The sequence below is a fragment of the Agrobacterium sp. 16-172Ci genome (genome assembly GCF_053522725.1).
On sequence record NZ_JBNWBW010000033.1, the window covers coordinates 43,053 to 65,119 of the forward strand.

Consider the following 22,067-nt stretch of genomic DNA (forward strand, 5'->3'; position numbering starts at 1 on the left):
GATCCCCGCTCAATTGTCCGGTTTCTGCCAGAGGCGGCGGTCATAGGGGATCGGCGCATAATCGTGCCATTGCCTCAGCTTCTTCAGGTAGCGCTCGCGGTAACTCTGTTCGTCCTCGAACTCGATGTTTTCCTGCAGCGCTTCTGCACCTGCTTCGTAATAAATATCGAGATTGCTGAGGTCGGGCACCGGGGTCTCGCCACGCTCGCATTCACCCTGCATTTGCCAGAAGAGTTCTTCGAGACGCCGCGCCAGGGCGGGAATATCGCGCAGCACGCTGGTGTCGCGCTGCCGGGCGATCGATTCCCTGACCTCCAGAAGGCTTTTGCGGTCGCGTTCGAAACCGATGGCGCGGGCCACATAATCTTCCGGTGAGGAGCAGATCATCTCCGGCACGCCCGCCGCGGTGACGATGCTGCCGCAGAAGCGTGCGGCAAAGGTCTTGCCCGACATGGTGAGAACCGGCAGGCCTGAGGTTATCGCATCCGACGCCGTGGAATGCGCGCCATAGGGGAACGTGTCGAGGAACAGATCGGCAAGACCGATGCGCGCAATATGCTGCGGGTTTTGGGCCTTCGGTGCGAAGATGAGCCTGTCGGACGCGACGCCGCTCTTTTCCGCAAGGTCTCGCAGCCGTTGATTGACGTCGTCATCACCCGCCAGCAGCCACAACAGGCTGCCGGGCGTCTCAGACAGGATCGTCATCCAGCGGGCGAAGCAGTTTTCCGTGATCTTCTGCATGCCGTTGAAGCTGGCATAAACGAATGCATCCTCCGGCAATCCGACCTCTGCCCGGGTCGGCCGGGGGGCGATGGACCGCTTCCGGTCGAGGGGCTGGTCGCAGGCGATGCGGAGCACCTTTTCGGAATAATAGATCTCGTTCTCCGGCGGGATCATGTAGCCGTCGGAGATCAGATATTGATGGAACGGGCTTCCCATCGATCCGGGATAGCCGCAGAAGCTGACGATGACAGGCGCGGGACGATAGGCGAAGATTTTCGTACGGGCATCCTTGGTGTAGCCATTCACGTCGATCAATATATCGATCTCGTCGGCAATGATCTGAGATGCCGCGGTGGCATCATCCATGCCGTGAATATCACGCCAGCAATGAACCGCGGCCTTGATGCGTGCCTGCGTGCTGTCAGTGCCGCGGACATTGCCGCAATAATAGGCGAAGACCTCGATGCTATCTTTGTCATGAAGTTCCAGAACTTCGCAGAGGGCAAAGCCGACGGCATGATCGCGAAGATCCGACGAGAGGTAGCCGACGCGCAGACGCTGGCCGGTGCCGGATTTCTGCTTGGGTGATCTGCGCGGGAACCGGCTGAGGTCCGGACGCGCACCGACCAGCATCTTGCTGAGGCGATATGCCTTGGCGAGCTGGAACATCGGGTCGTCGGCGTAACAGCTCAGCGTCAGCGACGACATCGCATCGAGCATCTTGCGCACGGGAATATGGCTCGAAGGGGCAAGTATGGGCCATTTGCACTGGCGCTGCCGCAACGATGCCCAGTGCTGGCCGGCCTCCGGCAGTTCCGGCCGCAGTTCGAATGCCTGTAGCAAGGCGGTCTCGGCCTCTTCGAGCTTTCCGGCGCCTTCTAGAACCCTGCCCATATTCTGCAGGGTCATATGCCGATGGCCGATTGTCTCGGCGTCGACGCTTTTCGTCGCTTCGGCATAATGCGACCATTGCTCCACCGCGTGGCCGATCAGCCCGGCATCTTCAAGCGCGCGGCCGAGATTGATGTGGCCGGGCGCGAATTCCGGGTTGGCCTTCAGGCAGGCGCGAAACGCCTGTACAGCGCCGGCCCGATCGCCCAGCTGGTTGAGCATGACGGCATAGTTGAAATAGGCGAGATGGATCGTCGGGTTGTTGTCGTTGAATGCGACCCAGGTCTTGTAAAGTTCCGCCGCCGCCGCCTGTTGCCCGGCGGCATTGAGCGCCTCTGATATGCTCAGCAGATCCATGAGGCTCAGCCGCTGGTTCCGCGCAAGATCGAGTGCACTCGGAGCGGTGTCGTCATTTGATGGGGAGACTTGGTTGGCGGTCATGACATCCTGCGGCAAGGCGACAAAGGGTCGAAGATAAGAACAGCCTGTTGATGGGCCATCCTTAGCTATCGCAGGTAACTTGCCTGTGGCTGGATGTATTGAGATCCGGGTTGCTTGCGCTGATCAGCCGCGGGCTTTGAGGAGCGAAATGTCCTTCCAGTCGAACGGTCGCCTGGGAGGCAACGGATCAGTCAGGCCAAGGGACCAATTGCTGATATTTTCTCCGGGCGAGAATGCCTCAGCTCATTGTTCTGTCGCGCTATGAAAGCATTGTTTCGATAAACGATGCAGACGAATTTTTCAGAAATCTTTCGAAGTATTCTGCGACGAAAAGGCCACGACGCGGCTTCGGGCCGCGTCGTGGATTGTCTCGTTTCTTAAATTTTACACACCCTTGTAAGCCTTGATGACCGCTTCAACCTGTGCGTCGTTCATGACTTTCAGCTGCTGGGCCGAAAGAGCTCCAGCCTGGGCGGTGCTGAGGCCGCCGATAGCCGCGGTGGAAAGACCGGCGACAGCATTGGCGCTGATAGCCTTGATCTCGTCTGTCGAGAACAGCGCCAGCTCGGTGCTGTTGAGCGTAGCGACCTGAGCAGAATTCAGACCAGACACCTGTTCGGAGGTCAGTGCCGCGATCTGATCGGTCGAGAGGGCTGCGAACTGCGTCGAGGACAGTGCTGCGGCCTGAGCCTTGCTGAGTGCGGCGATATTGCCGGTGCTAAGCTTGGTGGCGTCGAGACCGCCGAGAGCCTTGGCGGTGATCGACTTGACTTCGTCCGCCGTGAAGGTGGCGAGGTTCGCGGAGTTGAAGGCGTTGAGCTGCGTCGAAGACAGGCCCGCAATCTGGGTCTTGGTCAGTGCTGCGGCGTTGTCGGTGGTAAGCGACGTAATAGCCGCAGTCGTCAGACCGGAGACGGCAGTGGCGGCGATGGCCTTGATCTCATCGGTGGAGAAGAGGGCCAGTTCGTCGCTGCTGAGCGTCGCGACCTGAGCGGAGCTGAGACCGGACACCTGATCGGAGGTGAGGGCCTTGATCTGGTCGGTCGACATGGCGGTAAACTGTGCCGTTGAGAGGGCCGAAACCTGTGCCTTGCTGAGTGCGGCGATATTGCCGGTGCTGAGCTTGGAGACATCAAGGCCAGCGAGCGCCTTGGTTGTGATTGCCTTGACTTCGTCTGCCGCGAAGGTGGCGAGGCTAGCCGAGGTCAGCGCGTTGAGCTGCGTGGACGAGAGGCCCGCAATCTGGGTCTTCGTCAGGGCTGCTGCATTATCGGTGCTGAGGGCGGCCAGGGCCGCGGTAGAAAGACCGGCAACGGCGTTGGCGGCGATAGCCTTGATTTCATCCGTGGAGAAGAGAGCCAGCTCGTCGCTGCTGAGCGTGCCGACCTGAGCGGAGCTGAGGCCAGCGACCTGATCGGAGGTGAGAGCCTTGATCTGGTCGGTCGAGAGCGCCGCGAACTGCGTCGAGGAAAGCGACGTTACCTGAGCCTTGGTCATTGCGGCGATGTTGCCGGTGCTGAGCTTGGTCACATCAAGACCGGAGAGCGCCTTGGTGGTGATCGCCTTGATCTCGTCTGCCGTAAAGGTGGCGAGGTTTGCGGAGGTCAATGCGTTGAGCTGCGTGGACGAAAGGCCGGCAATCTGGGTCTTCGTCAGGGCAGATGCATTGTCGGTCGTAAGGGCAGCGAGGGCTGCGGACGAAAGGCCGGCAACGGCGTTGGCGCCGATGGCCTTGATCTCATCGGTGGAGAAGAGAGCCAGTTCGTCGCTGCTGAGCGTCGCGACCTGAGCGGAACTGAGGCCGGACACCTGATCGGAGGTGAGGGCCTTGATCTGGTCGGTCGACATGGCGGTAAACTGTGCCGTCGAGAGGGCCGAAACCTGTGCCTTGCTGAGTGCGGCGATATTGCCGGTGCTGAGCTTGGAGACATCAAGGCCAGCGAGCGCCTTGGTTGTGATTGCCTTGACTTCGTCCGCCGTGAAGGTGGCGAGGCTAGCCGAGGTCAGGGCGTTGAGCTGCGTGGACGAGAGGCCGGCGATCTGCGTCTTCGTCAGGGCCGTGGCATTGTCGGTCGTAAGGGCAGCCAGAGCCGCCGTGGAAAGGCCAGCGACCGCATTGGCGCTCAAGGCGCCGATCTCTGCCGTGGAGAAGAGGGCCAGTTCGTCGCTGCTCAGTGTGCCGACCTGGGCGGAGCTGAGGCCAGAGACCTGCTCGGAGGTCAGCGCCTTGATCTGATCAGTCGACATGGCGGCGAACTGCGTCGAGGAAAGCGACGTTACCTGAGCCTTGGTCAGCGCGGCGATGTTGTCGGTGCTGAGCTTGGTCACATCGAGACCGGAGAGCGCCTTGGTGGTGATCGCCTTGATCTCGTCTGCCGTAAAGGTGGCAAGGTTTGCGGAGGTCAATGCGTTGAGCTGCGTGGACGAAAGGCCGGCAATCTGGGTCTTCGTCAGGGCAGATGCATTGTCGGTCGTAAGGGCAGCGAGGGCTGCGGACGAAAGGCCGGCAACGGCGTTGGCGGCGATCGCCTTGATCTCGTCTGTCGAGAAGAGAGCCAGTTCGTCGCTGCTGAGCGTCGCGACCTGAGCGGAGCTGAGGCCAGAGACCTGCTCGGAGGTCAGCGCCTTGATCTGATCAGTCGACATGGCCGCAAACTGGGCCGTGGAGAGGGCCGAAACCTGTGCCTTGCTGAGCGCGGCGATATTGCCGGTGCTGAGCTTGGTCACATCGAGACCGGCAAGGATCTTGGTGCTGATCGCCTTGACTTCGTCTGCCGAGAAGGTTGCAAGGCTGCCGGAGCTGAGCGCATTGAACTGCGTGGAAGACAAGGCGGCGATCTGCGTCTTTGTCAGCGCGGCTGCATTGTCGGTGCTGAGGGCGGCGATGGCTGCTGTGGAAAGACCAGCGATGGCAGTGGCGCTGATCGCCTTGATTTCGTCGGTGGAGAAGAGGGCCAGTTCGTCGCTGCTCAGTGTTGCAACCTGAGCGGAGCTGAGGCCTGCGACCTGAGACGAGTTGAGTGCCTTGATCTGGTCGGTCGAAAGGGCGTCAATCTGGCTGGCATAAAGGGCGGTAACCTGAGAGGACGATAGGCTGCTGACCTGAGCGGAGCTCAGTTTCGCCATCTGGGTGAGGGTCAGACCCTTGACTGCCGTCACGGAAATGGCGCGCAGGTCCTCAGAGCTGAAAAGAGCAAGGTTATCCGTGCTCAAAGACGCGATCTGAGATGACGAAAGAGCCTTGATTTTGGTGCTATCAAGAGCATTCACGTCTTCCGACGTCAGGCTGGCAATGGTGGACGTCGAAAGCTTGGAAATCTGCACAGCAGACAATGAGGAGAGGATCGAAGTCATGAACGTGTCCTTTACCGAATGGCGGATGGTCACGCCTATCTGCTGCCAGACACTGCCCGTTATGACAGCGGTCCGACATCCGCAAATAAAGCGAAATTGTGGAGAACATGGCTCATGTGAACCTGCGCTGGAAACGCTTCATGCAATTCGAGCCGGAGATAGGGGGCCCGGATTTTCCACGCTAGCTTGTGCGAATGCCGCTCAATAATTTCTGCCGCTTAAGATTTTCGCGACGAGCGTGTCATATCAGGCCAACATTTAAAGCCTAGTTAATATTTGGAGGCGTCGCATTTTATTCTTGATGTTTTCGTATCTTAGAGTCTTGTAGAGTATAAAATCACGAAGCCAACTATCGATTCGATCAGCTTCCACTGCGGGCAATCAGACGTGATGGCTCACGGATAAGTAGTATCTGTTTGGAGGGGCGAGAGCGCAAGGATTTGACCGTTATTTTCATCTAAAACTGTCCTGCGATTCTTGCCGGGCGCTGACCCACCTATGTAACGGCTGCCAGAATCGGCCAATGCTTTGCTTTGTCGCCTTTATTTCGGGTGCCGTGTAGTTGGTTTTTTTAAAGCGGAAGCTGTTATTTCCGGTTTCCGGGCCACGGCAATGCTTCGGCCGGGCGGGCACGGGTCGTGCGATGATTCGGCGATGTGCCGATGGGGAAAACTGGTGTCCAAGGCGCAACGACCCGCCACCAATGACGGGCTGATTTGGCGACCAGCTGCCCTTGGCAAGACTTCAATCCCCGGTATCAGGCATGATGGCGCAAGGCGTCGATGATTACCTTCATCGCCGGAGACATCTGGCGCCTGCTGGCGTAATAGAGGTGATAGCCGGTGAAGGGTGCGCTCCAATTGTCCAGAACCGCCTGCAATCTCCCTTCGGCGATGTGCTCCTCGACAAGGTCTTCGGGAATATATGCGATCCCGTAGCCTTTCATCGCCGCGTCGATCTGGGAAATCGATGAGTTGAAGCTGAGTTGCCCGTCAACTCTGACCCGCAGTTCTCGCCCGTCCTTTTCAAACTCCCAGGTGTAAAATCCACCCCAGGTGGCCTGACGTGTATTGATGCAGACATGGCCGACCAGATCCTGGGGTGTGGCAGGGATGCCGTGTCTGGCGAAGTAGTCCGGTGACGCCACGGCCCGGAGCCGCCAGTCCGGACCGATCCTGACGGCAATCATGTCCCTGTCGACGCTCTCGCCCAATCGCACGCCGGCATCGAAGCGTTCCTCGACAATATTGCGCATGCCATTGTCGCTATAGAGTTCGACATGGATGTCAGGATAGTTGGTGAGTACGCGGCTCAGCTTCGGCCAGACGGTGGTTTGCAGGGCGTGATCGGACAAGGTGAGGCGCACGGTGCCTGAGGGTTTTTCACGAAAGGCGACGAGGTCCGCCAAATCCGTCTCGATCCCCTGAAATCGCGGAGCGATAGACAAAAACAGGCGCTCGCCGGCTTCCGTGGTGGCCACGCTGCGTGTCGTCCGCGTCAGGAGGCGCACGCCCAGCCGGGCTTCCAGCTGCTTGATTGTGTAGCTCAATGTCGACTGCGATGTTCCAAGCGTCGCCGCAGCCTTTGTGAAGCTCCGCTCCTTAGCAACCTCCATGAACCAGAGGAGATCCTTCATGTCCTCTCGCTGCATCAAACCTCGCCAATTAATATTGAATTTCGATAAGTCCATGCGAATTAGCACGGATTGTCCGCAAAGTCGCCCGGCAATATCTTGCCGCCATTGAAAGAAACCGGGATTTTAGTGGGATCTGGGCGAATGACACTCACTTATGACGAAGAGATGGGCAGCAGGCGCGCGGCATGGAGCGCCGTGCTTTGCATGACGCTCTGCGCCTTCGTATTGATCGCTTCGGAATTCATGCCCGTCAGCCTGCTGACGCCGATCGCCGCCGATCTCGGTGTTTCGGAAGGCAATACGGGGCAGGCGATCTCCGTCTCCGGCATCTTTGCGGTCATCACCAGCCTGTTCATTGCCGGCCTGACCCGGCGGCTCGACCGGCGCCTTGTCGTGCTCGGCCTGACGGCGCTGCTGATGTTGTCCGGAATCGTGGTCACCCTTGCACCGTCTTTCCCGGTTTTGATGCTTGGCCGCGCCTTGCTCGGCATTTCGATCGGCGGCTTCTGGTCGATGTCCACCGCCATCGTGATGCGTCTTGTCTCCCATGCCCAGGTGCCGAAGGCGCTTGCCCTGCTGAATGCCGGCAATGCGGTCGCGGCAACGGTTTCCGCCCCGCTCGGCAGCCTGCTGGGCGCCTATATCGGCTGGCGCGGCGCTTTCTTCCTTGTCGTGCCGATCGGCCTGCTTGCACTCCTATGGCAATGGATCGTCCTGCCGGAACTCCCGCCGCGGCGCGACCGCGCATCCACGAATGTCTTCAGGCTGCTTGGACGTCCAGCCGTCGCAGCGGGCATGATCGCGATCCTGCTGTTATTCATGGGCCAGTTCGCACTTTTCACCTATCTGCGGCCCTTTCTCGAACAGGTCACGCGGGTCGAAATCACGGTGCTGTCACTGTTGCTGCTGATCATGGGACTGGCCGGGGCGGTCGGAACATGGGTCATCGGTCGACTGCTGCAACGCCGTCTCTTCAGCATTCTTGTGGTCATTCCGATGATGATGGCCGGTATCGCGCTCTCCATGGTCGTCTTTGGCGAAGAGGAACGTCCAGTCATCGCCGCCCTTGTCGGCTGGGGTTTTCTTGGAACCGCCGCACCGGTTGGCTGGGGCACCTGGCTGAGCCGCATTCTGCCCGACGATGCCGAGGCCGGCGGCGGGCTTCAGGTTGCCGTCATTCAACTGGCGATCACGGCGGGGGCCTCGGTCGGTGGAATTTTATTCGACAGTTTCGGTTGGTGGTCCGCCTTCACATTGAGCGCATTGCTGCTCTGCTGCTCCTCGCTCGCGTCTTTTGTCGCCTGGCGGCTGGCGCGGAAGCCGTCATGAAGGTGCGCCCGATGGTTCCTGCCCGACGCATCCTGCTGGCGATGGCCGCCGCGTTCATCCTGCCCGGGCGAGCCCTCAGCAAAAGCGGCGCCGACAATCAGGAGAAGACCGATTTGAAGATCAAGCTGACTTTCGGAGAAAACACAATGATCGCGACGCTCTACGACAATCCGTCGGCGCGCGATTTTGCATCCATGCTTCCGCTCGATCTCAAGATCGCCGACTTCGGCTCCAATGAGAAGATCGCCTACCTCCCTCGAAAGTTGACAGTCGAAGGCCATGGTCCGTTCGACAACGAGCGGCGTTACGACCTTTGTTATTACATGCCCTGGGGCAATCTCGCGATGTTCTATGCCGACTACAGGCATCCCGGCCTCATTCGGCTGGGACGCTTCGATCAAGGCTACGAAGCGCTTCATATCCCTGGGGAATTTCCGCTGTGTATTGAACGCGTCCAATGAACCGAACCCTAGGAGTTCCCAGCATGAGCAAGCCAATCGAAACGAGTGAAACCTGCAATACCGGCAGGCGCAACCTGATGAAGGCAACGGGCATCGTCGCCGCCGCAATGGGCATGGTGCAGGTGGCGGGTGCGACGCAGGCCTTCGCCCAAACCTCTTCGTGGGACAAGGTCTTCGCGAAGAGCGACAATGTCGACCACCAGAAGGTCTCGTTCAGGAACCGATACGGCATTACTCTCGTAGGCGATCTTTACCTGCCAAAGAACCGCGGAGCTGCGCCTTTGGCTGCTCTTGTCGTCAGCGGCCCCTTTGGTGCCGTGAAGGAACAGTCGTCCGGCCTTTATGCACAGACCATGGCGGAGCGCGGATTTGCCGCGCTGGCGTTCGATCCGTCCTATACCGGAGAAAGCGGTGGTGAGCCCCGGAACGTCGCGTCGCCGGATATCAATACAGAGGATTTCAGTGCCGCGGTCGACTATATCGAGCTGCAATCCTACGTGGATCGCGAGCGCATCGGTGTCATCGGCATCTGCGGCTGGGGCGGCATGGCGCTGAATGCCGTGGCGGTGGACAAGCGCGTGAAGGCAGTCGTGGCCAGCACCATGTATGACATGACGCGGGTGATGTCCAAAGGCTACAACGACAGCGTTACCCTCGAACAACGCACGCAGGCGCTGGAGCAGATGAGCCGGCAGCGCTGGCAGGATGCGGAAAAGGGAAGCCCCGCCTATCAACCCCCTTATAACGATCTCAAGGGTGGCGAAGCGCAGTTCCTGATTGATTATCACGACTATTACCGGACACCGCGCGGTTACCATGCGCGCGCCGTCAACTCCGGCAATGCCTGGACGCAGACGACACCGCTGTCATTCATGAACATGCCAATCTTGACTTATATCGCCGAAATATCGCCGCGGCCGGTGATGTTCATCCATGGGGAAAAGGCGCATTCCCTCTATTTCAGCGAGACCGCTTTCGCCGCGGCTGCCGAACCGAAGGAGCTGGTGATCATTCCGGACGCCAACCACACGGACCTTTATGACCGCGCCGACAAGATCCCGTTCGACCGGATCGCCGCTTTCTTCAATCAGCATCTGGCGTAGAAGGCGATCATAAAGATGTGACGGCAGCCGTGGCTGCCGTCACATTATTTTTCGCCTCAGGCGGCGCGCTCGTGCGCGTCGGCACTGTCAGTGCTGCCGGCTCTAGTCCAGCATCACCATATGTGCCGGCAACTGCTCTTCAAAAAATTTCGAGAAAGTCGCAATACGGGGTGGCAGCGCCTGATAGGGCGGATAATAAAGCGTCAGCCAGAGTTCGGGTGGCACCCAGCCGGGCAGCACATGAACGAGCCGGCCGCTATGGATATGTTCGGCGATATTAAATCCCGGCAGCAGGGCCACACCGGCGCCTTCCGCTGCCATATCGGCCAGAACCTCGCCGCTATTGGCGCTAAATGCCCGGCCGGCCGATATGGTGATGCTCGATCCGCCGTCCGACAGGACCCAGTTTTCCCGCCGGCTTTCACCGCTATAGGCAAGGCAATCGTCAGGGGTCAGCTCGCCCGGATGTTCCATCTGCGTAAACCGGCTGCCTGGGGCCGCCACCAATATTCTCGGCACGGCCCTGATCTTGCGCCAGATGGTGAATTTGTCCGATGGGGCCGACGAAATGCGGATCGCCAGATCGTAGTCGTCATCCACGATATTGATCAGGCCGTCCGAGAGCGAAATCTCGAAGCACATTTTCGGATAGAGTTCCCGGAAGCCGGACAGGATCGGCGGCAGCACGGTTTTGCCGAGCCATGTCGGCGCGCTGATCCTCAGACGCCCCTCATCGGCCTTGTGGGCGTTGCGGACATCGCGCCGGGCATTCTCCAGCGCCTCGACCGCGGGCTGGATCTGTGCGGCGAAGATCGCCCCGTCCGTCGTCAAGGAAACCTGCCGGGTGGTGCGGACGAATAATTGCACACCGAGATCGTCTTCAAGCGCGGCAATAGCACGGGTGACGGCGGCTGCCGTCATGCCCAGTTCGCGGGCGACCTGCGCGAAGTTCCGCTTTTCGGCCGCCATCAGAAAGGTTTTGAGAGCTTTATGATCGTTCATCGCCATTATTTCAAAAATCGCAATTCATTCGAGAAAAATATTGCAATTCCACGATGCAATCAAGCGGGTTACATCTTTGTCCATCGAAACGGACACACCAAAGATGAAAGGCGCCGACGATGATCAAGGATATCAAGGGCCTGCACCACGTCACCTCCATGGCGTCGGACGCGCGGCAGAACAACAGTTTCTTCACCGATACGCTCGGCCTGCGCCGGGTGAAGAAAACCGTCAACTTCGACGAACCCAGCGTCTATCACCTTTATTACGGCGACGAAAAGGGAACGCCCGGCACGGTCATGACCTATTTTCCCTTCGCCAACATGATGGCCGGCCGTCCCGGCGTCGGCGAAGTGGGCGAGACGCAGTTTTCCATCCCGAAGGGTTCGCTGGGTTTCTGGAAAGAGCGTCTCCTTGCCAAAGGCGCTGCCGGCGTTCAGGCCGACACGGTCTTCGGCGCTAATCGCCTGCGCTTCACCGGCCCCGATGGCGATGGTCTTGCTCTGATCGAAACAGGCGACGACGCCCGTGCTGCCTGGCTGGCCGAGGGAATTTCCGAAGACAACGCCATACGCGGTTTCACCGGCGCACGGTTCAATTTGCATGACACTGCCGCAACCGAAGAACTGCTGCGTTTCATGGGTTATGAGCGGACTGACGTTGAAGGCAATGTGACGCGTTTCGTCATTCCCGGCGGCAACGGGGCAGATACGATCGATCTTGTGGCCCTGCCCAAGACACCCTTTGCCCGTTCGGGAGCGGGCTCGGTCCACCATATCGCCTTCGCAGTCGAAAACCGCGAGAAGCAGCTGGAAGTGCGCAAGGCGCTGATGGATACGGGCTATCAGGTCACGCCGGTCATCGACCGCGATTATTTCTGGGCGATCTATTTCCGCACGCCGGGCGGCATCCTGTTCGAGGTCGCCACCAATGAGCCCGGTTTCGACCGTGACGAGGATACCGCGCATCTGGGCGAAGCGCTCAAGCTGCCGAGCCGCTACGAGCCTTTCCGCAACCAGATCGAGGCGAACCTCGCTCCGCTTGCGGCATAAAGCGGGTCTCTGATCCGCACCCACTGACCAAGACAGACCCTCGCTTTTCAAGACGGCTGCCCCTGCCGGGCAGCCGGCCGGCGAAGCCTTCTCAATTTCCACCGCCGCAGATCGGCAACCACCACCTAAACGGAGAACTGAAAATGTCCAAGCTCGAAGTCCTTACCCCCGCCAACAGCCAGCTCATCTTCATCGACCAGCAGCCGCAGATGGCTTTCGGTGTGCAGTCCATCGACCGGCAGACCCTGAAGAACAATGTCGTCGGCCTCGCCAAGGCGGCAAAGATTTTCAACATTCCGACGACCATCACCACGGTCGAAACGGAAAGCTTCTCCGGCAACACCTTTCCGGAACTGCTTGCGGTCTTCCCTGAAAACGACATTCTCGAACGCACTTCGATGAATTCCTGGGATGACCAGAATGTCCGCGATGCGCTGGCGAAGAACGCCGCCGGTGGCCGCAAGAAGATCGTCGTCTCCGGCCTGTGGACGGAAGTGTGCAACACCACCTTTGCGCTCTCCGCACTCCACGATGTCGCAGATTACGAGATCTACATGGTGGCGGACGCCTCCGGCGGCACCTCTCTCGATGCGCATAAATATGCCATGGACCGCATGGTGCAGGCCGGCATCATTCCCGTCACCTGGCAGCAGGTGCTGCTCGAATGGCAGCGCGACTGGGCGCGCAAGGAAACCTATGACGCCGTCACCTCGCTGGTGAAGGAACATTCCGGCGCCTACGGCATGGGCATCGATTATGCCGTCACCCATGTCCATGGCGGTGAAGAACGCGTCAAGCACGGCAAGCGCATCGGCCCCAACCCGGCCAAGAAATAAGCTTTCAACCACGCCGCGCCGGCAGGATCGTCATCCAGCCCGGTGCGGCTTTCACCCATCAGGAGGTTCCCATGAAAGTCTATCTTCTGTCCCTTGGCGCCGGCCTGCTGGTCGGTATCGTTTACAGCCTGCTCAATGTGCGCTCTCCCGCACCGCCCGTGATCGCTCTCGTCGGTCTGCTCGGCATATTGGTCGGAGAGCAGATAATCCCTTTCGCAAAGACGATTGCCGGCAAGGAACCGGCCGTCGTTTCGTGGATCAACCAGATCAAGCCGCACATGTTCGGCCATATGCCGAAGGGTGGCGCTGAAACCACGGGTCTCGCCGAAGTTAAACAGCCGATCAACCGGGAGAGAAGCTGATGCCGACACGACGCACCTTTCTTGGCGCGGCCTCGAGCCTTGCCTTTCCGAATCTGTTTTCACCGGCTAAGGCCGCTGATCCCATCAAGACCGGAGGTTCTTCCATGCATCCAGATACGATCCTTCACAACGGCCGCGTCACGACGCTTGATCGCGGCAATCCCAATGCAACGGCAGTCGCCATCAAGGATGGCCTGTTCCTGGAAGTCGGAAGCGATGCCGAGGTCATGGCCCTTGCCGGGTCGGATACGAAGATCGTCGACCTGAAGGGCAAGCGGGTTCTGCCCGGCCTGATCGACAACCACACCCACGTCGTGCGCGGTGGCCTGAACTTCAACATGGAACTGCGCTGGGACGGCGTGCGCTCGCTTGCCGATGCCATGGACATGCTGAAGCGGCAGGTGGCGATCACGCCGGCCCCGCAATGGGTGCGGGTCGTGGGCGGTTTCACCGAGCATCAATTCGTTGAAAAGCGCCTGCCGACCATCGAGGAGATCAATGCGGTGGCGCCGGATACGCCGGTCTTCCTGCTGCATCTTTACGACCGGGCGCTGCTGAACGGTGCGGCACTTCGCGCCGTCGGTTACACTAGGGATACGCCGAACCCGCCCGGCGGCGAGATCACCCGCGACGCCAACGGCAATCCGACCGGCCTGCTGCTCGCCAAGCCGAATGCCGGCATCCTCTATTCGACGCTTGCCAAGGGGCCGAAGCTGCCGCTCGACTATCAGGTCAATTCCACCCGCCACTTCATGCGTGAGCTGAACCGGCTGGGCGTGACGGGCGTGATCGATGCCGGCGGCGGCTTCCAGAATTATCCTGACGATTACGAGGTGATCCAGAAGCTGTCGGATGAGAACCAGATGACGGTTCGGCTGGCCTACAACCTCTTCACGCAGAAGCCGAAACAGGAGAAGGAGGATTTCCTCAACTGGACGCAATCGGTCAAATACAAGCAGGGCAACGACTATTTCCGGCACAATGGTGCGGGCGAAATGCTGGTCTTTTCCGCTGCCGATTTCGAGGATTTCCGTCAGCCGCGGCCCGATATGCCACCGGAGATGGAAGGCGAGCTTGAAGACGTTGTCCGGATTCTGGCGGAAAACCGCTGGCCCTGGCGTCTGCATGCCACCTATGACGAGACGATTTCGCGGGCGCTGGATGTCTTCGAAAAGGTCAACCGGGATATCCCGCTCGAAGGGTTGAACTGGTTCTTCGACCATGCCGAAACCATCTCCGACCGCTCCATCGACCGTATCGCAGCCCTTGGCGGCGGTATCGCCACCCAGCACCGCATGGCCTATCAGGGCGAATATTTCGTCGAGCGTTATGGTCAGGGCGTGGCGGAAGCCACACCGCCGATTGCGAGAATGCTGGAAAAGGGCGTGAATGTTTCGGCCGGTACGGATGCAACGCGTGTCGCCTCCTATAATCCCTGGGTGTCGCTGTTCTGGATGGTGACGGGCAAGACGGTCGGTGGCATGCAGCTTTATCCGCGCGCCAATTGCCTCGATCGCGAGACGGCTCTGCGCATGTGGACCGAAAAAGTCACCTGGTTCTCGAACGAGGAGGGCAAGAAGGGCCGCATCGAAAAAGGCCAGTTCGCCGATCTCGTGGTGCCGGACAAGGATTATTTCTCCTGCGCGGAGGATGAAATCTCCTTCCTTACCTCGGAACTGACGATGGTGGGCGGCAAGATCGTTTATGGCGCCGGTGACTTCAGAACGCTGGACGAAAGCAATATTCCGCCGGCGATGCCCGACTGGTCGCCTGTGCGCACCTTCGGCGGTTATGCCGCCTGGGGTGAGCCGCAGGGCGCTAGAAAGAATTCACTCAGACGGGCTGCGATCTCCTCCTGCGGCTGCGCCAATGATTGCGGCGTTCACGGCCACGACCACGCCGGCGCATGGACGTCGAAATTGCCGATCGCCGATCTGAAGGGCTTTTTCGGAGCGCTGGGCTGCTCCTGCTGGGCAGTCTGAGCCCGGCCAGCACAAATATCCACCGGGCAGCGGATAGCTGCTGCCCGGCCGAGCGTGAATGGGATAATGTTGCAAATTACGCAATTATATCGAAACTATTGATGCAATTGTTGGCGGTAATCCTTTGCGCCAATATCGCTCCATCAGATGAACGCAGCGCCGCTCGAACCGACCGGCCAGATCGCAGGAGCAACAAATGACCGAGCCGTCTTCAACCTTTCGCCTTCGCGGGCTTCTCGCGGATATCGTTGCCGCACCCGCCACAAAAACCCTAGCGCTTCTGGCGCTCTGCTCGGCCTATATTCAGGGGCCGCTGACCAAGATCTTCGACTTTCCCGGCGCGATTGCGGAGATGAACCATTTTGGCCTTCAGCCGGCGGTCGCATTCGCTGTCGTCGTCATCCTGTTCGAGCTCACCGCCTCCGCACTGGTGGTGTCGGGCTTCCTGCGCTGGGCCGGTGCGCTGGCGCTTGCAGGCTTCACGCTTCTCGCCACCTTCATCGCTCTCCGCTTCTGGGAAATGGCGCCCGGCATGGACCGCATGATGGCCACCAACGCCTTCTTCGAACATCTTGGCCTTGCCGGTGCCTTCATCATCGTCGCTGCAATCGATCTCACGAAAGGAACAGGCAAATGAGTGCCGCAAAAACCTCAGCGAGCAGCTTTGCTCCCCTTGCACAACCGGTTTTCGCGGTCCTCTGGGCGGCGACGGTGCTCGGCAATACCGGCAGCTTCATGCGCGATGTCGCCAGTTCATGGCTGATGACCGATCTTTCGGCCTCGCCAGCGGCCGTCGCCATGGTTCAGGCGGCCGGAACCCTGCCGATCTTTCTTCTGGCGATCCCGGCCGGCGTGCTGACCGATATTCTCGACCGCCGCAAATTCCTGATCGCGGTGCAGCTTCTGCTGGCCTCGGTCAGCGTCACCCTCATGGTTCTTTCCCATACCGGCCTTTTGTCCGTCAGCGCGCTGATCGGGCTTACTTTCCTCGGCGGCATCGGCGCTGCGCTGATGGGGCCGACCTGGCAGGCCATTGTGCCGGAACTGGTGAAGCGTGAGGATATCAAAAGCGCCGTGGCGCTGAACTCGCTGGGCATCAACATCGCCCGTTCCATCGGTCCCGCCGCCGGCGGCATCCTTCTTGCGGCCTTCGGGGCGGCCTTCACCTATGGCGCCGATGTCGCAAGCTATTTCGTGGTCATCGCCGCGCTTCTATGGTGGCCGCGGGCAAAGAACGCCAATGATGCACTGGCCGAAGGTTTCTTCGGCGCATTCCGGGCGGGCCTTCGTTATACCCGCGCCAGCCGGCCGCTGCATGTCGTCCTGCTGCGGGCTGCGATCTTCTTTGCATTCGCCAGTGCCGTCTGGGCGCTGTTGCCTCTGGTCGCCCGGCAATTGCTCGGCGGAGATGCAAGCTTCTACGGTATCCTGCTCGGCGCGGTCGGGGCAGGCGCCATCGGCGGTGCGTTGGTCATGCCGAAGCTGCGCGAACGTTTCGATGCCGATGCCCTGCTTCTCGGTGCTGCCGTCATTACCGCACTGGTCATGGCCGCGCTTTCGCTCGCACCGCCGAAGTGGCTTGCCATCATCGTCCTGCTGTGCCTCGGCGGCGCATGGATCACCGCTCTGACGACGCTGAACGGGGCAGCCCAGGCAGTTCTGCCAAACTGGGTGCGTGGCCGTGGCCTTGCTGTCTATCTCACTGTCTTCAACGGCGCGATGACGGCCGGCAGCCTTGGCTGGGGTGCTGTTGGTGAAGCCACAGGTGTGCCGGGTGCGTTGCTGATCGGCGCTGCGGGATTGCTGGTTGCGGGCCTCGTCATGCACCGCCTGAAACTGCCTGCGGGCGATGCGGATATGGTGCCGTCCAACCATTGGCCCGAACCGCTCGTGGCCGAGCCGGTGGCCCATGATCGCGGCCCTGTTCTCATCCTCATCGAATATAATGTCGAAAAGCATCACCGCTCCGCTTTCCTGCATGCACTGGACGAGCTTTCCCAGGAACGTCGCCGCGATGGCGCCTATGGCTGGGGTGTGACGGAGGACTCCGCCGATCCGCAGAAGATCGTCGAATGGTTCATGGTGGAATCCTGGGCCGAGCATCTGCGTCAACACAAGCGGGTTTCCCATGCAGATGCGGATTTGCAGGGCAAGGTGCTGGCTTATCATTCCGGGCTGGAAAAGCCGGTGGTGCGGCACTTCCTCACAATCAACCGTCCGGGGAAGGCGTAAAACGGAAAGGGGCCGAAAAGGCCCCTTTTTCGTTGTTGCCATGTGATCGTCCGATTATTGCGTGATCCGCGCCAACACGCGGCTCAGTGCATCTTTCAGCGCCCCTGAGCCGCCCTTGTTGTCGAAATCCAGCAGAACCTGCTCGTTGAGGCCGCCCTTGGTGGCGAATTCACGGCTGAGATCGATGAAATCCGTTCTGCTGCCGGCAAGCATGGCCACCTCGGACAGGCCGGCAAAGAGGGGCGCGAGATAGGCGCGCGCCTTTTCTTCCGGCAGACCGTTCTCGGCAAGCCATTCCGTCGTGGTTTGCATGATGCCGAAATAGGTGGCCATCAGAGCGCTGGCGGCGGCCAAAAGATCGTATTCCGCCTTGGTCTCGCATTCCACCGCATTGCCGAGCACGTTGAAGATAGCAGCTGTATCCATATCGGCAGGATAAATGGCGGTGACGCCCTTGCGCCGGGCAACGAAGGGCAGCGGGATCGCCTGGCTGAGACGCACATCCGCGCCGATCCACTCCAGAAGCGCCTCACGGCCGGTTGCGGCAACGACGCTGACGATCTTCTGCCCGTCCCGGAACCGCAGGGGCCGGATGACTTCTTCAGCGATCTGCGGCCGGATAGCCAGCATGACGGTATCGCAGCCATCGACGATTGCCTGATTGTCGCCGGAGACGATCACCTGCGGGAAATCGGCGGCAAGTCTCGCCGAGATATCGGCACTGCGCTGGGACACCATGACATGCGGCACGGCGGCAGGCCTGGCGAGCAGGCCCCTGACCATTGCATCGGTGATGGCTCCCGTTCCGATAAAACCGATTTTCTGAGGAAGTGACATGATTGCTCCGCTGCGGCGTTTCGCGCGATGCTAATTTTTCCGTCCGGAATTGTCGACAAGCAGAGGGGGAAATTTGCGGTCGAGGCTGAGGCGGGACCCGTCGAATGCCGGCTTTTTCCGCTTCTGGGGACCTATAAGGCCTATATATGTCCGGTCGACCGTCATGGCGAAAGATATGCGATCGATCCGTTCTTCACCCGGCTGACGGGGATCACGGGGGAGATCATCGATGCGGAAGGCGTTCCATTGCAGGAGGCCCTTTTAAGCTTCGACAGTTTCTCGGAAGGTGCCCAGTGCTGGTCATGGGGTAAGGACGAGCTGAATATGGTGGCGATCAGCTGTTATGTCGCCGGCATGCAGCCGCCCATCCCTGCCAACCGTTTCGACAATGCCGTCAAACTTCTGCTTGCAGTGGGAATGCCGTTGGAGGATCTGGCAAAAACGCCGAGCAACAGGCTGGCCGATTATTACGGCGTCGAGCATCCGCCATTGCAGGGGCACGATGCGCTCGATGATGCGCTTTCGGTTTCCTATACGCTGCAACATCTGCTGAAGGGCGGAAAACTGACGCCGGAGGTGTTCGGTGTTTAGCCGGTGTCAGACGGATTGCGTCACGATCCCGGCCGATGTTCGCGAAAGGCGGCGGCAAGCGTGCGTAAGGCTTCCCGGGATCTGCTGTCCGTGAGGGTGGAAAACATGATGATTTCCGTGGAGGGCAGGGGCGGCAGGCCAAAACGCTGACTGACCTCCACCGTGCCGGGCGGTGCAAGGCGGGAAGAGAAGGCGGAAACCGCGAGCCCGGCCGAGACGGCGGCGGTCACCATCGACGATGTGCCGCCAAGAAACACCTCCGTCCACGCAATCGCAGCCGCGTCCAGGGCGCGGGTGGCGATGTCACGCACGCCACAGGCGGGCGAGAGCGCCGCCAGCCGCAGCGGTTCACCCTGACGGTGTTCGAATTGCGGGGTTGCATACCAGCCGAAATGTTCCGGCCCGAGCACCTCGCCGTCCCGCCGATCATCCTCGCGCCGGATGATTGCCGCATCGATCTCCCCACGGTCGAATGCGTCCAGCAGGGATCGGGAATGATCCATGCGCACTTCAATCGTAAGCCCGGGGTCATGGTCGTTGAGGCGTGCAAGAAGGGTCGGAACCTCCGGTCCCGCCACATGGGCGGCAATGCCAAGGCCGAAACGGCGGCGCGGGGAGGAAAGACCCGCCAGCGCCCGGTCATGCGCGGCGAGAAACTCGCGGGCGGGCGCCAGAAACACCGCACCCTGCGCTGAAAGCCGCACTGAGCGCGGCGTGCGTTCGAGCAGCCGCTGGCCGAGCCTGTCTTCCAGCCGCTTGAGCTTGACGCTGATGGCGCCCTGTGTGGTGCCGAGCGCTTCGGCAGCGCGGGTGAAGCTCTGCATATCGGCGATGGTAACGAAGGCCTCGACGGCCTCCACATCCAGCGTGCTCATATCGATTATTCCAATTTGTTGTCTCTGAAATAGCCAATCATCCAATTCAGTTATGGTCAAGCTTTGTCTAGCGTGCCTCCTCCACTGATCGGTTTTCGCAAGTGCGGGCCGACCCATGAAAGGCTGAAGAATGACCCTTGCCGTTGCAGCACCCGCAAGCAGCAGAAGCGCCATGGCGCTTGCTGCCGTTTGTCTCTCCGCCCTGATGTTCGGACTGGAAATCTCCAGCGTTCCGGCGATCCTGCCAACACTCGAACAGGTGCTGCATGCGGATTTCCGCCAGCTTCAGTGGATCATGAACGCCTACACCATCGGCGTGACGATGGTGCTGATGGCGACGGGCGCGCTGGCAGATCGCTTCGGCCGCAAACGTGTCTTTATCGCCAGCATCGTCGCTTTCGCGCTTTCCTCTCTGGCCTGCGGAATGACGGAAAACGTCTCGGTGCTGATCGGCGCCCGTTTCCTTCAGGGGCTGAGCGGCGGGGCGATGCTGGTGTGCCAGATCGCCATCCTGTCGCATCAGTTCCGCACGGCCCGCGAACGCGGGATGGCGTTCGGCTGGTGGGGCATCGTCTCGGGCGTGGGGCTGGGCTTCGGCCCGATCATCGGCGGCGCCATCGTTGCGCTGTGGAGCTGGGAATGGGTGTTCCTCGTTCACGTCGTGCTTGGCGCGGGAACATGGCTGCTTGCCACGGGCGGCGTCGGAGAATCGCGTGATCCGGAGGCGGCGCGTCTCGATCTTGCCGGCATGGTCACCCTTTCGGTCGCCGTTTTTTGCCTTGCCTTTTTCATCACTCAGGGGCCCGCGCTCGGTTTTGTGAGCCCGGCGGCGCTTCTGATCCTCGGTGTCGCGGCTGCGAGCTTCATTGCCTTCGTGATTGCTGAAAAGCTTAGTTCAAGACCGATGTTCGACTTCTCCGTGTTCCGCATTCGGCCTTTTTCCGGGGCGATCATCGGTTCTGCGGCGATGAATATCAGCTTCTGGCCGTTCATGATCTATCTGCCGATCTGGTTTCAGGCGGGCCTCGGTTATGACAGCGTCACCGCCGGCCTCGGCCTGCTTGCCTATACGCTGCCGGCGCTGGTGGTGCCGCCGCTGGCGGAGCGCCTGTCGCTGCGCTACCAGCCGCGCCTCGTCATTCCGGCCGGGCTGTTCACCATCGGCCTCGGTTTCATGCTGATGAAATTGGGAAGCGGCATCGAAAATGCGAGCTGGCTCACCATGCTGCCCGGCTGCATCCTCGCCGGTATCGGGCTCGGGCTGACCAATACGCCTGTTACCAACACCACCACGGGAGCGGTTTCCCCCGCCCGTTCCGGCATGGCCTCGGGCATCGACATGAGTGCGCGCATGATCTCGCTCGCCATCAATATCCCGATCATGGGTTTCATTCTGGTCGAGGGCGTCCGGGCTTCGCTTCGGGCAAACCTGCCATCCGCTGCGGATATCGAGGCGTTGCAGTCGCTTGCGGAAAAGATCGCGGCGGGCACCGCCGGCACTTCTGCGCAGGGTGTTTCGCAAGAGCTCGTCCATCAGGCGCTTGCGGACGGTTTTGGTCTGGTCATGCTTTATGCCGGCATAAGCGTCTGGTTCCTTGCCGCCATCAGTTTCATGATCTTCGGTCTGGCGCGAAAACCTGCTCATGACTAGCGCGACGTCCAGGCAACCTGGGACGAGCCTCAGGCGCTTTCGTTTATTCTGGCCTCGGCGAGACGTTTGCCGAGGTTGAAAAAAGTGAGCTTCATATGGCTGCGTTTATCTCCACCCTCAAGGCTGGAGAAGGGTACTTTGAAACCGAATATTTCATCCGGCTCGCCAGAGCGTTCCCGCCAGAAAGCATCGATGTCCGAAACCATCATTTTTTGCCGCCGGGCGCGCCGGTAACGGATGGGGTGCCTGGAATGGGCGACAGCGAAATAGTCATGTGCACCCTCGGCGGCGAGGCCTTGCAGAACCATGAGTGCAGCCTCCTTCGGACGAAGCCCCGAGAGGTCGCGCGTCATCGACACCATTTGCTCTTTCGCGGCGCGCGGACCCTGCATGCCGCCAACGACAATCGTGTGGTTCTGTGTCTCGCGTCCTTCAACGAAAGTGAATGTTGCTGTCCAGAGAATGGTGTTGTCATGGCTGCGAATGAGTCTGACGGAAAAAGCACCCTCGTGCCGGCCGCCGCAGCAATCCGCGAGCGCCAGTATGCATCGATATTCATCATTCCGGCCGCGAACCGTGCCCATATCAATGGTTTTTCCCGCCCACAGCCCACTACTGTCCGGTTTAAATTTGCGGCCATTGGAAGGCCATCTGGTTTTGGTTTGTGGGTTTGTCTGGTGGCGGGTTTAGAAGCCGATCGGTGCGTCGC

18 protein-coding genes are annotated in these 22,067 nt (G+C 60.2%); 11 read left to right on the forward strand and 7 right to left on the reverse strand.

Features of this window, described 5'->3' with window-relative positions; translation table 11 throughout:
• Positions 1–9: 9 nt before the first annotated feature.
• The 3 genes from ACQZ40_RS23105 to ACQZ40_RS23115 all read right to left on the reverse strand — a co-directional run bounded on the left by ACQZ40_RS23105 (position 10) and on the right by ACQZ40_RS23115 (position 7,060).
• On the reverse strand, positions 10–2,055 hold the full coding sequence (locus ACQZ40_RS23105; RefSeq protein WP_081308043.1) for an O-linked N-acetylglucosamine transferase, SPINDLY family protein: 2,046 nt from the start codon (positions 2,053–2,055) through the stop codon (positions 10–12).
• A gap of 384 nt (positions 2,056–2,439) precedes the next feature.
• Positions 2,440–5,409 carry a beta strand repeat-containing protein gene (locus ACQZ40_RS23110; RefSeq protein WP_448748729.1) on the reverse strand — a complete coding sequence of 990 codons (2,970 nt, stop codon included), beginning with the start codon at positions 5,407–5,409 and terminating at the stop codon, positions 2,440–2,442.
• A gap of 757 nt (positions 5,410–6,166) precedes the next feature.
• Positions 6,167–7,060, reverse strand: a complete 894-nt coding sequence (locus ACQZ40_RS23115; RefSeq protein ID WP_433823367.1) for a LysR family transcriptional regulator — start codon at positions 7,058–7,060, stop codon at positions 6,167–6,169.
• 126 nt (positions 7,061–7,186) lie between these two features.
• Between ACQZ40_RS23115 and ACQZ40_RS23120 the strand changes: the two genes are divergently transcribed.
• From ACQZ40_RS23120 to ACQZ40_RS23130, 3 genes are read left to right on the forward strand one after another with little or no spacing between them, the layout of a single operon-like run.
• The gene (locus ACQZ40_RS23120) at positions 7,187–8,374 is read left to right on the forward strand and encodes an MFS transporter (protein WP_448748730.1); all 1,188 of its coding nucleotides are present in this window, start codon (positions 7,187–7,189) and stop codon (positions 8,372–8,374) included.
• Positions 8,371–8,835 (forward strand): cyclophilin-like fold protein, encoded by a 465-nt coding sequence (locus ACQZ40_RS23125; RefSeq protein ID WP_448748731.1) that lies wholly within the window; start codon positions 8,371–8,373, stop codon positions 8,833–8,835. The genes ACQZ40_RS23120 and ACQZ40_RS23125 overlap by 4 nt, the downstream gene beginning before the upstream one ends.
• A 23-nt stretch (positions 8,836–8,858) precedes the next feature.
• A complete protein-coding gene (locus ACQZ40_RS23130; protein ID WP_448748732.1) occupies positions 8,859–9,938 on the forward strand; it encodes an alpha/beta hydrolase in 1,080 nt (359 codons plus the stop codon).
• A 102-nt stretch (positions 9,939–10,040) separates the two neighbouring features.
• On the opposite strand, the gene ACQZ40_RS23135 is transcribed toward ACQZ40_RS23130, so the two are convergent.
• The gene (locus ACQZ40_RS23135; protein WP_125146127.1) at positions 10,041–10,940 is read right to left on the reverse strand and encodes a LysR family transcriptional regulator; all 900 of its coding nucleotides are present in this window, start codon (positions 10,938–10,940) and stop codon (positions 10,041–10,043) included.
• A gap of 119 nt (positions 10,941–11,059) precedes the next feature.
• Here ACQZ40_RS23135 and ACQZ40_RS23140 point away from each other — a divergent pair, with 119 nt between their 5' ends.
• The 6 genes from ACQZ40_RS23140 to ACQZ40_RS23165 all read left to right on the forward strand — a co-directional run bounded on the left by ACQZ40_RS23140 (position 11,060) and on the right by ACQZ40_RS23165 (position 17,404).
• Positions 11,060–11,992, forward strand: coding sequence for a VOC family protein (locus ACQZ40_RS23140; RefSeq protein WP_080857624.1), 933 nt, complete (start codon positions 11,060–11,062; stop codon positions 11,990–11,992).
• A 143-nt stretch (positions 11,993–12,135) separates the two neighbouring features.
• Positions 12,136–12,828 (forward strand): hydrolase, encoded by a 693-nt coding sequence (locus ACQZ40_RS23145; protein WP_078053714.1) that lies wholly within the window; start codon positions 12,136–12,138, stop codon positions 12,826–12,828.
• A gap of 71 nt (positions 12,829–12,899) precedes the next feature.
• Positions 12,900–13,190 carry a XapX domain-containing protein gene (locus tag ACQZ40_RS23150; RefSeq protein WP_065657451.1) on the forward strand — a complete coding sequence of 97 codons (291 nt, stop codon included), beginning with the start codon at positions 12,900–12,902 and terminating at the stop codon, positions 13,188–13,190.
• Positions 13,190–15,172: an amidohydrolase family protein gene (locus ACQZ40_RS23155; RefSeq protein ID WP_448748733.1), complete on the forward strand. Its 1,983-nt coding sequence runs from the start codon at positions 13,190–13,192 to the stop codon at positions 15,170–15,172. Before ACQZ40_RS23150 ends, ACQZ40_RS23155 begins: the two co-directional genes overlap by 1 nt.
• Before the next feature lie 196 nt (positions 15,173–15,368).
• Positions 15,369–15,809 carry a DoxX family protein gene (locus ACQZ40_RS23160; protein WP_448748734.1) on the forward strand — a complete coding sequence of 147 codons (441 nt, stop codon included), beginning with the start codon at positions 15,369–15,371 and terminating at the stop codon, positions 15,807–15,809.
• The gene (locus ACQZ40_RS23165) at positions 15,806–17,404 is read left to right on the forward strand and encodes an MFS transporter (RefSeq protein WP_448748735.1); all 1,599 of its coding nucleotides are present in this window, start codon (positions 15,806–15,808) and stop codon (positions 17,402–17,404) included. The genes ACQZ40_RS23160 and ACQZ40_RS23165 overlap by 4 nt, the downstream gene beginning before the upstream one ends.
• Positions 17,405–17,458: 54 nt before the next feature.
• On the opposite strand, the gene ACQZ40_RS23170 is transcribed toward ACQZ40_RS23165, so the two are convergent.
• Positions 17,459–18,241, reverse strand: a complete 783-nt coding sequence (locus ACQZ40_RS23170; protein ID WP_448748736.1) for a pyrroline-5-carboxylate reductase — start codon at positions 18,239–18,241, stop codon at positions 17,459–17,461.
• A gap of 27 nt (positions 18,242–18,268) precedes the next feature.
• On the opposite strand from ACQZ40_RS23170, the gene ACQZ40_RS23175 reads away from it, so the two are divergent.
• A complete protein-coding gene (locus tag ACQZ40_RS23175; RefSeq protein ID WP_448748737.1) occupies positions 18,269–18,832 on the forward strand; it encodes an exonuclease in 564 nt (187 codons plus the stop codon).
• Between the two features lie 20 nt (positions 18,833–18,852).
• Here the strand turns inward: ACQZ40_RS23175 and ACQZ40_RS23180 are convergent, their stop codons facing one another.
• Positions 18,853–19,707 carry a LysR family transcriptional regulator gene (locus ACQZ40_RS23180; RefSeq protein WP_003522061.1) on the reverse strand — a complete coding sequence of 285 codons (855 nt, stop codon included), beginning with the start codon at positions 19,705–19,707 and terminating at the stop codon, positions 18,853–18,855.
• Between the two features lie 130 nt (positions 19,708–19,837).
• Here ACQZ40_RS23180 and ACQZ40_RS23185 point away from each other — a divergent pair, with 130 nt between their 5' ends.
• Complete coding sequence (locus tag ACQZ40_RS23185) at positions 19,838–21,358, forward strand: MFS transporter (protein ID WP_174037204.1); 1,521 nt, start codon at positions 19,838–19,840, stop codon at positions 21,356–21,358.
• A 29-nt stretch (positions 21,359–21,387) separates the two neighbouring features.
• Here the strand turns inward: ACQZ40_RS23185 and ACQZ40_RS23190 are convergent, their stop codons facing one another.
• Entirely contained in the window at positions 21,388–21,942 is a 555-nt protein-coding gene (locus ACQZ40_RS23190) for a DUF535 family protein (RefSeq protein ID WP_448748738.1), read from the reverse strand.
• Positions 21,943–22,067 lie beyond the last annotated feature (125 nt).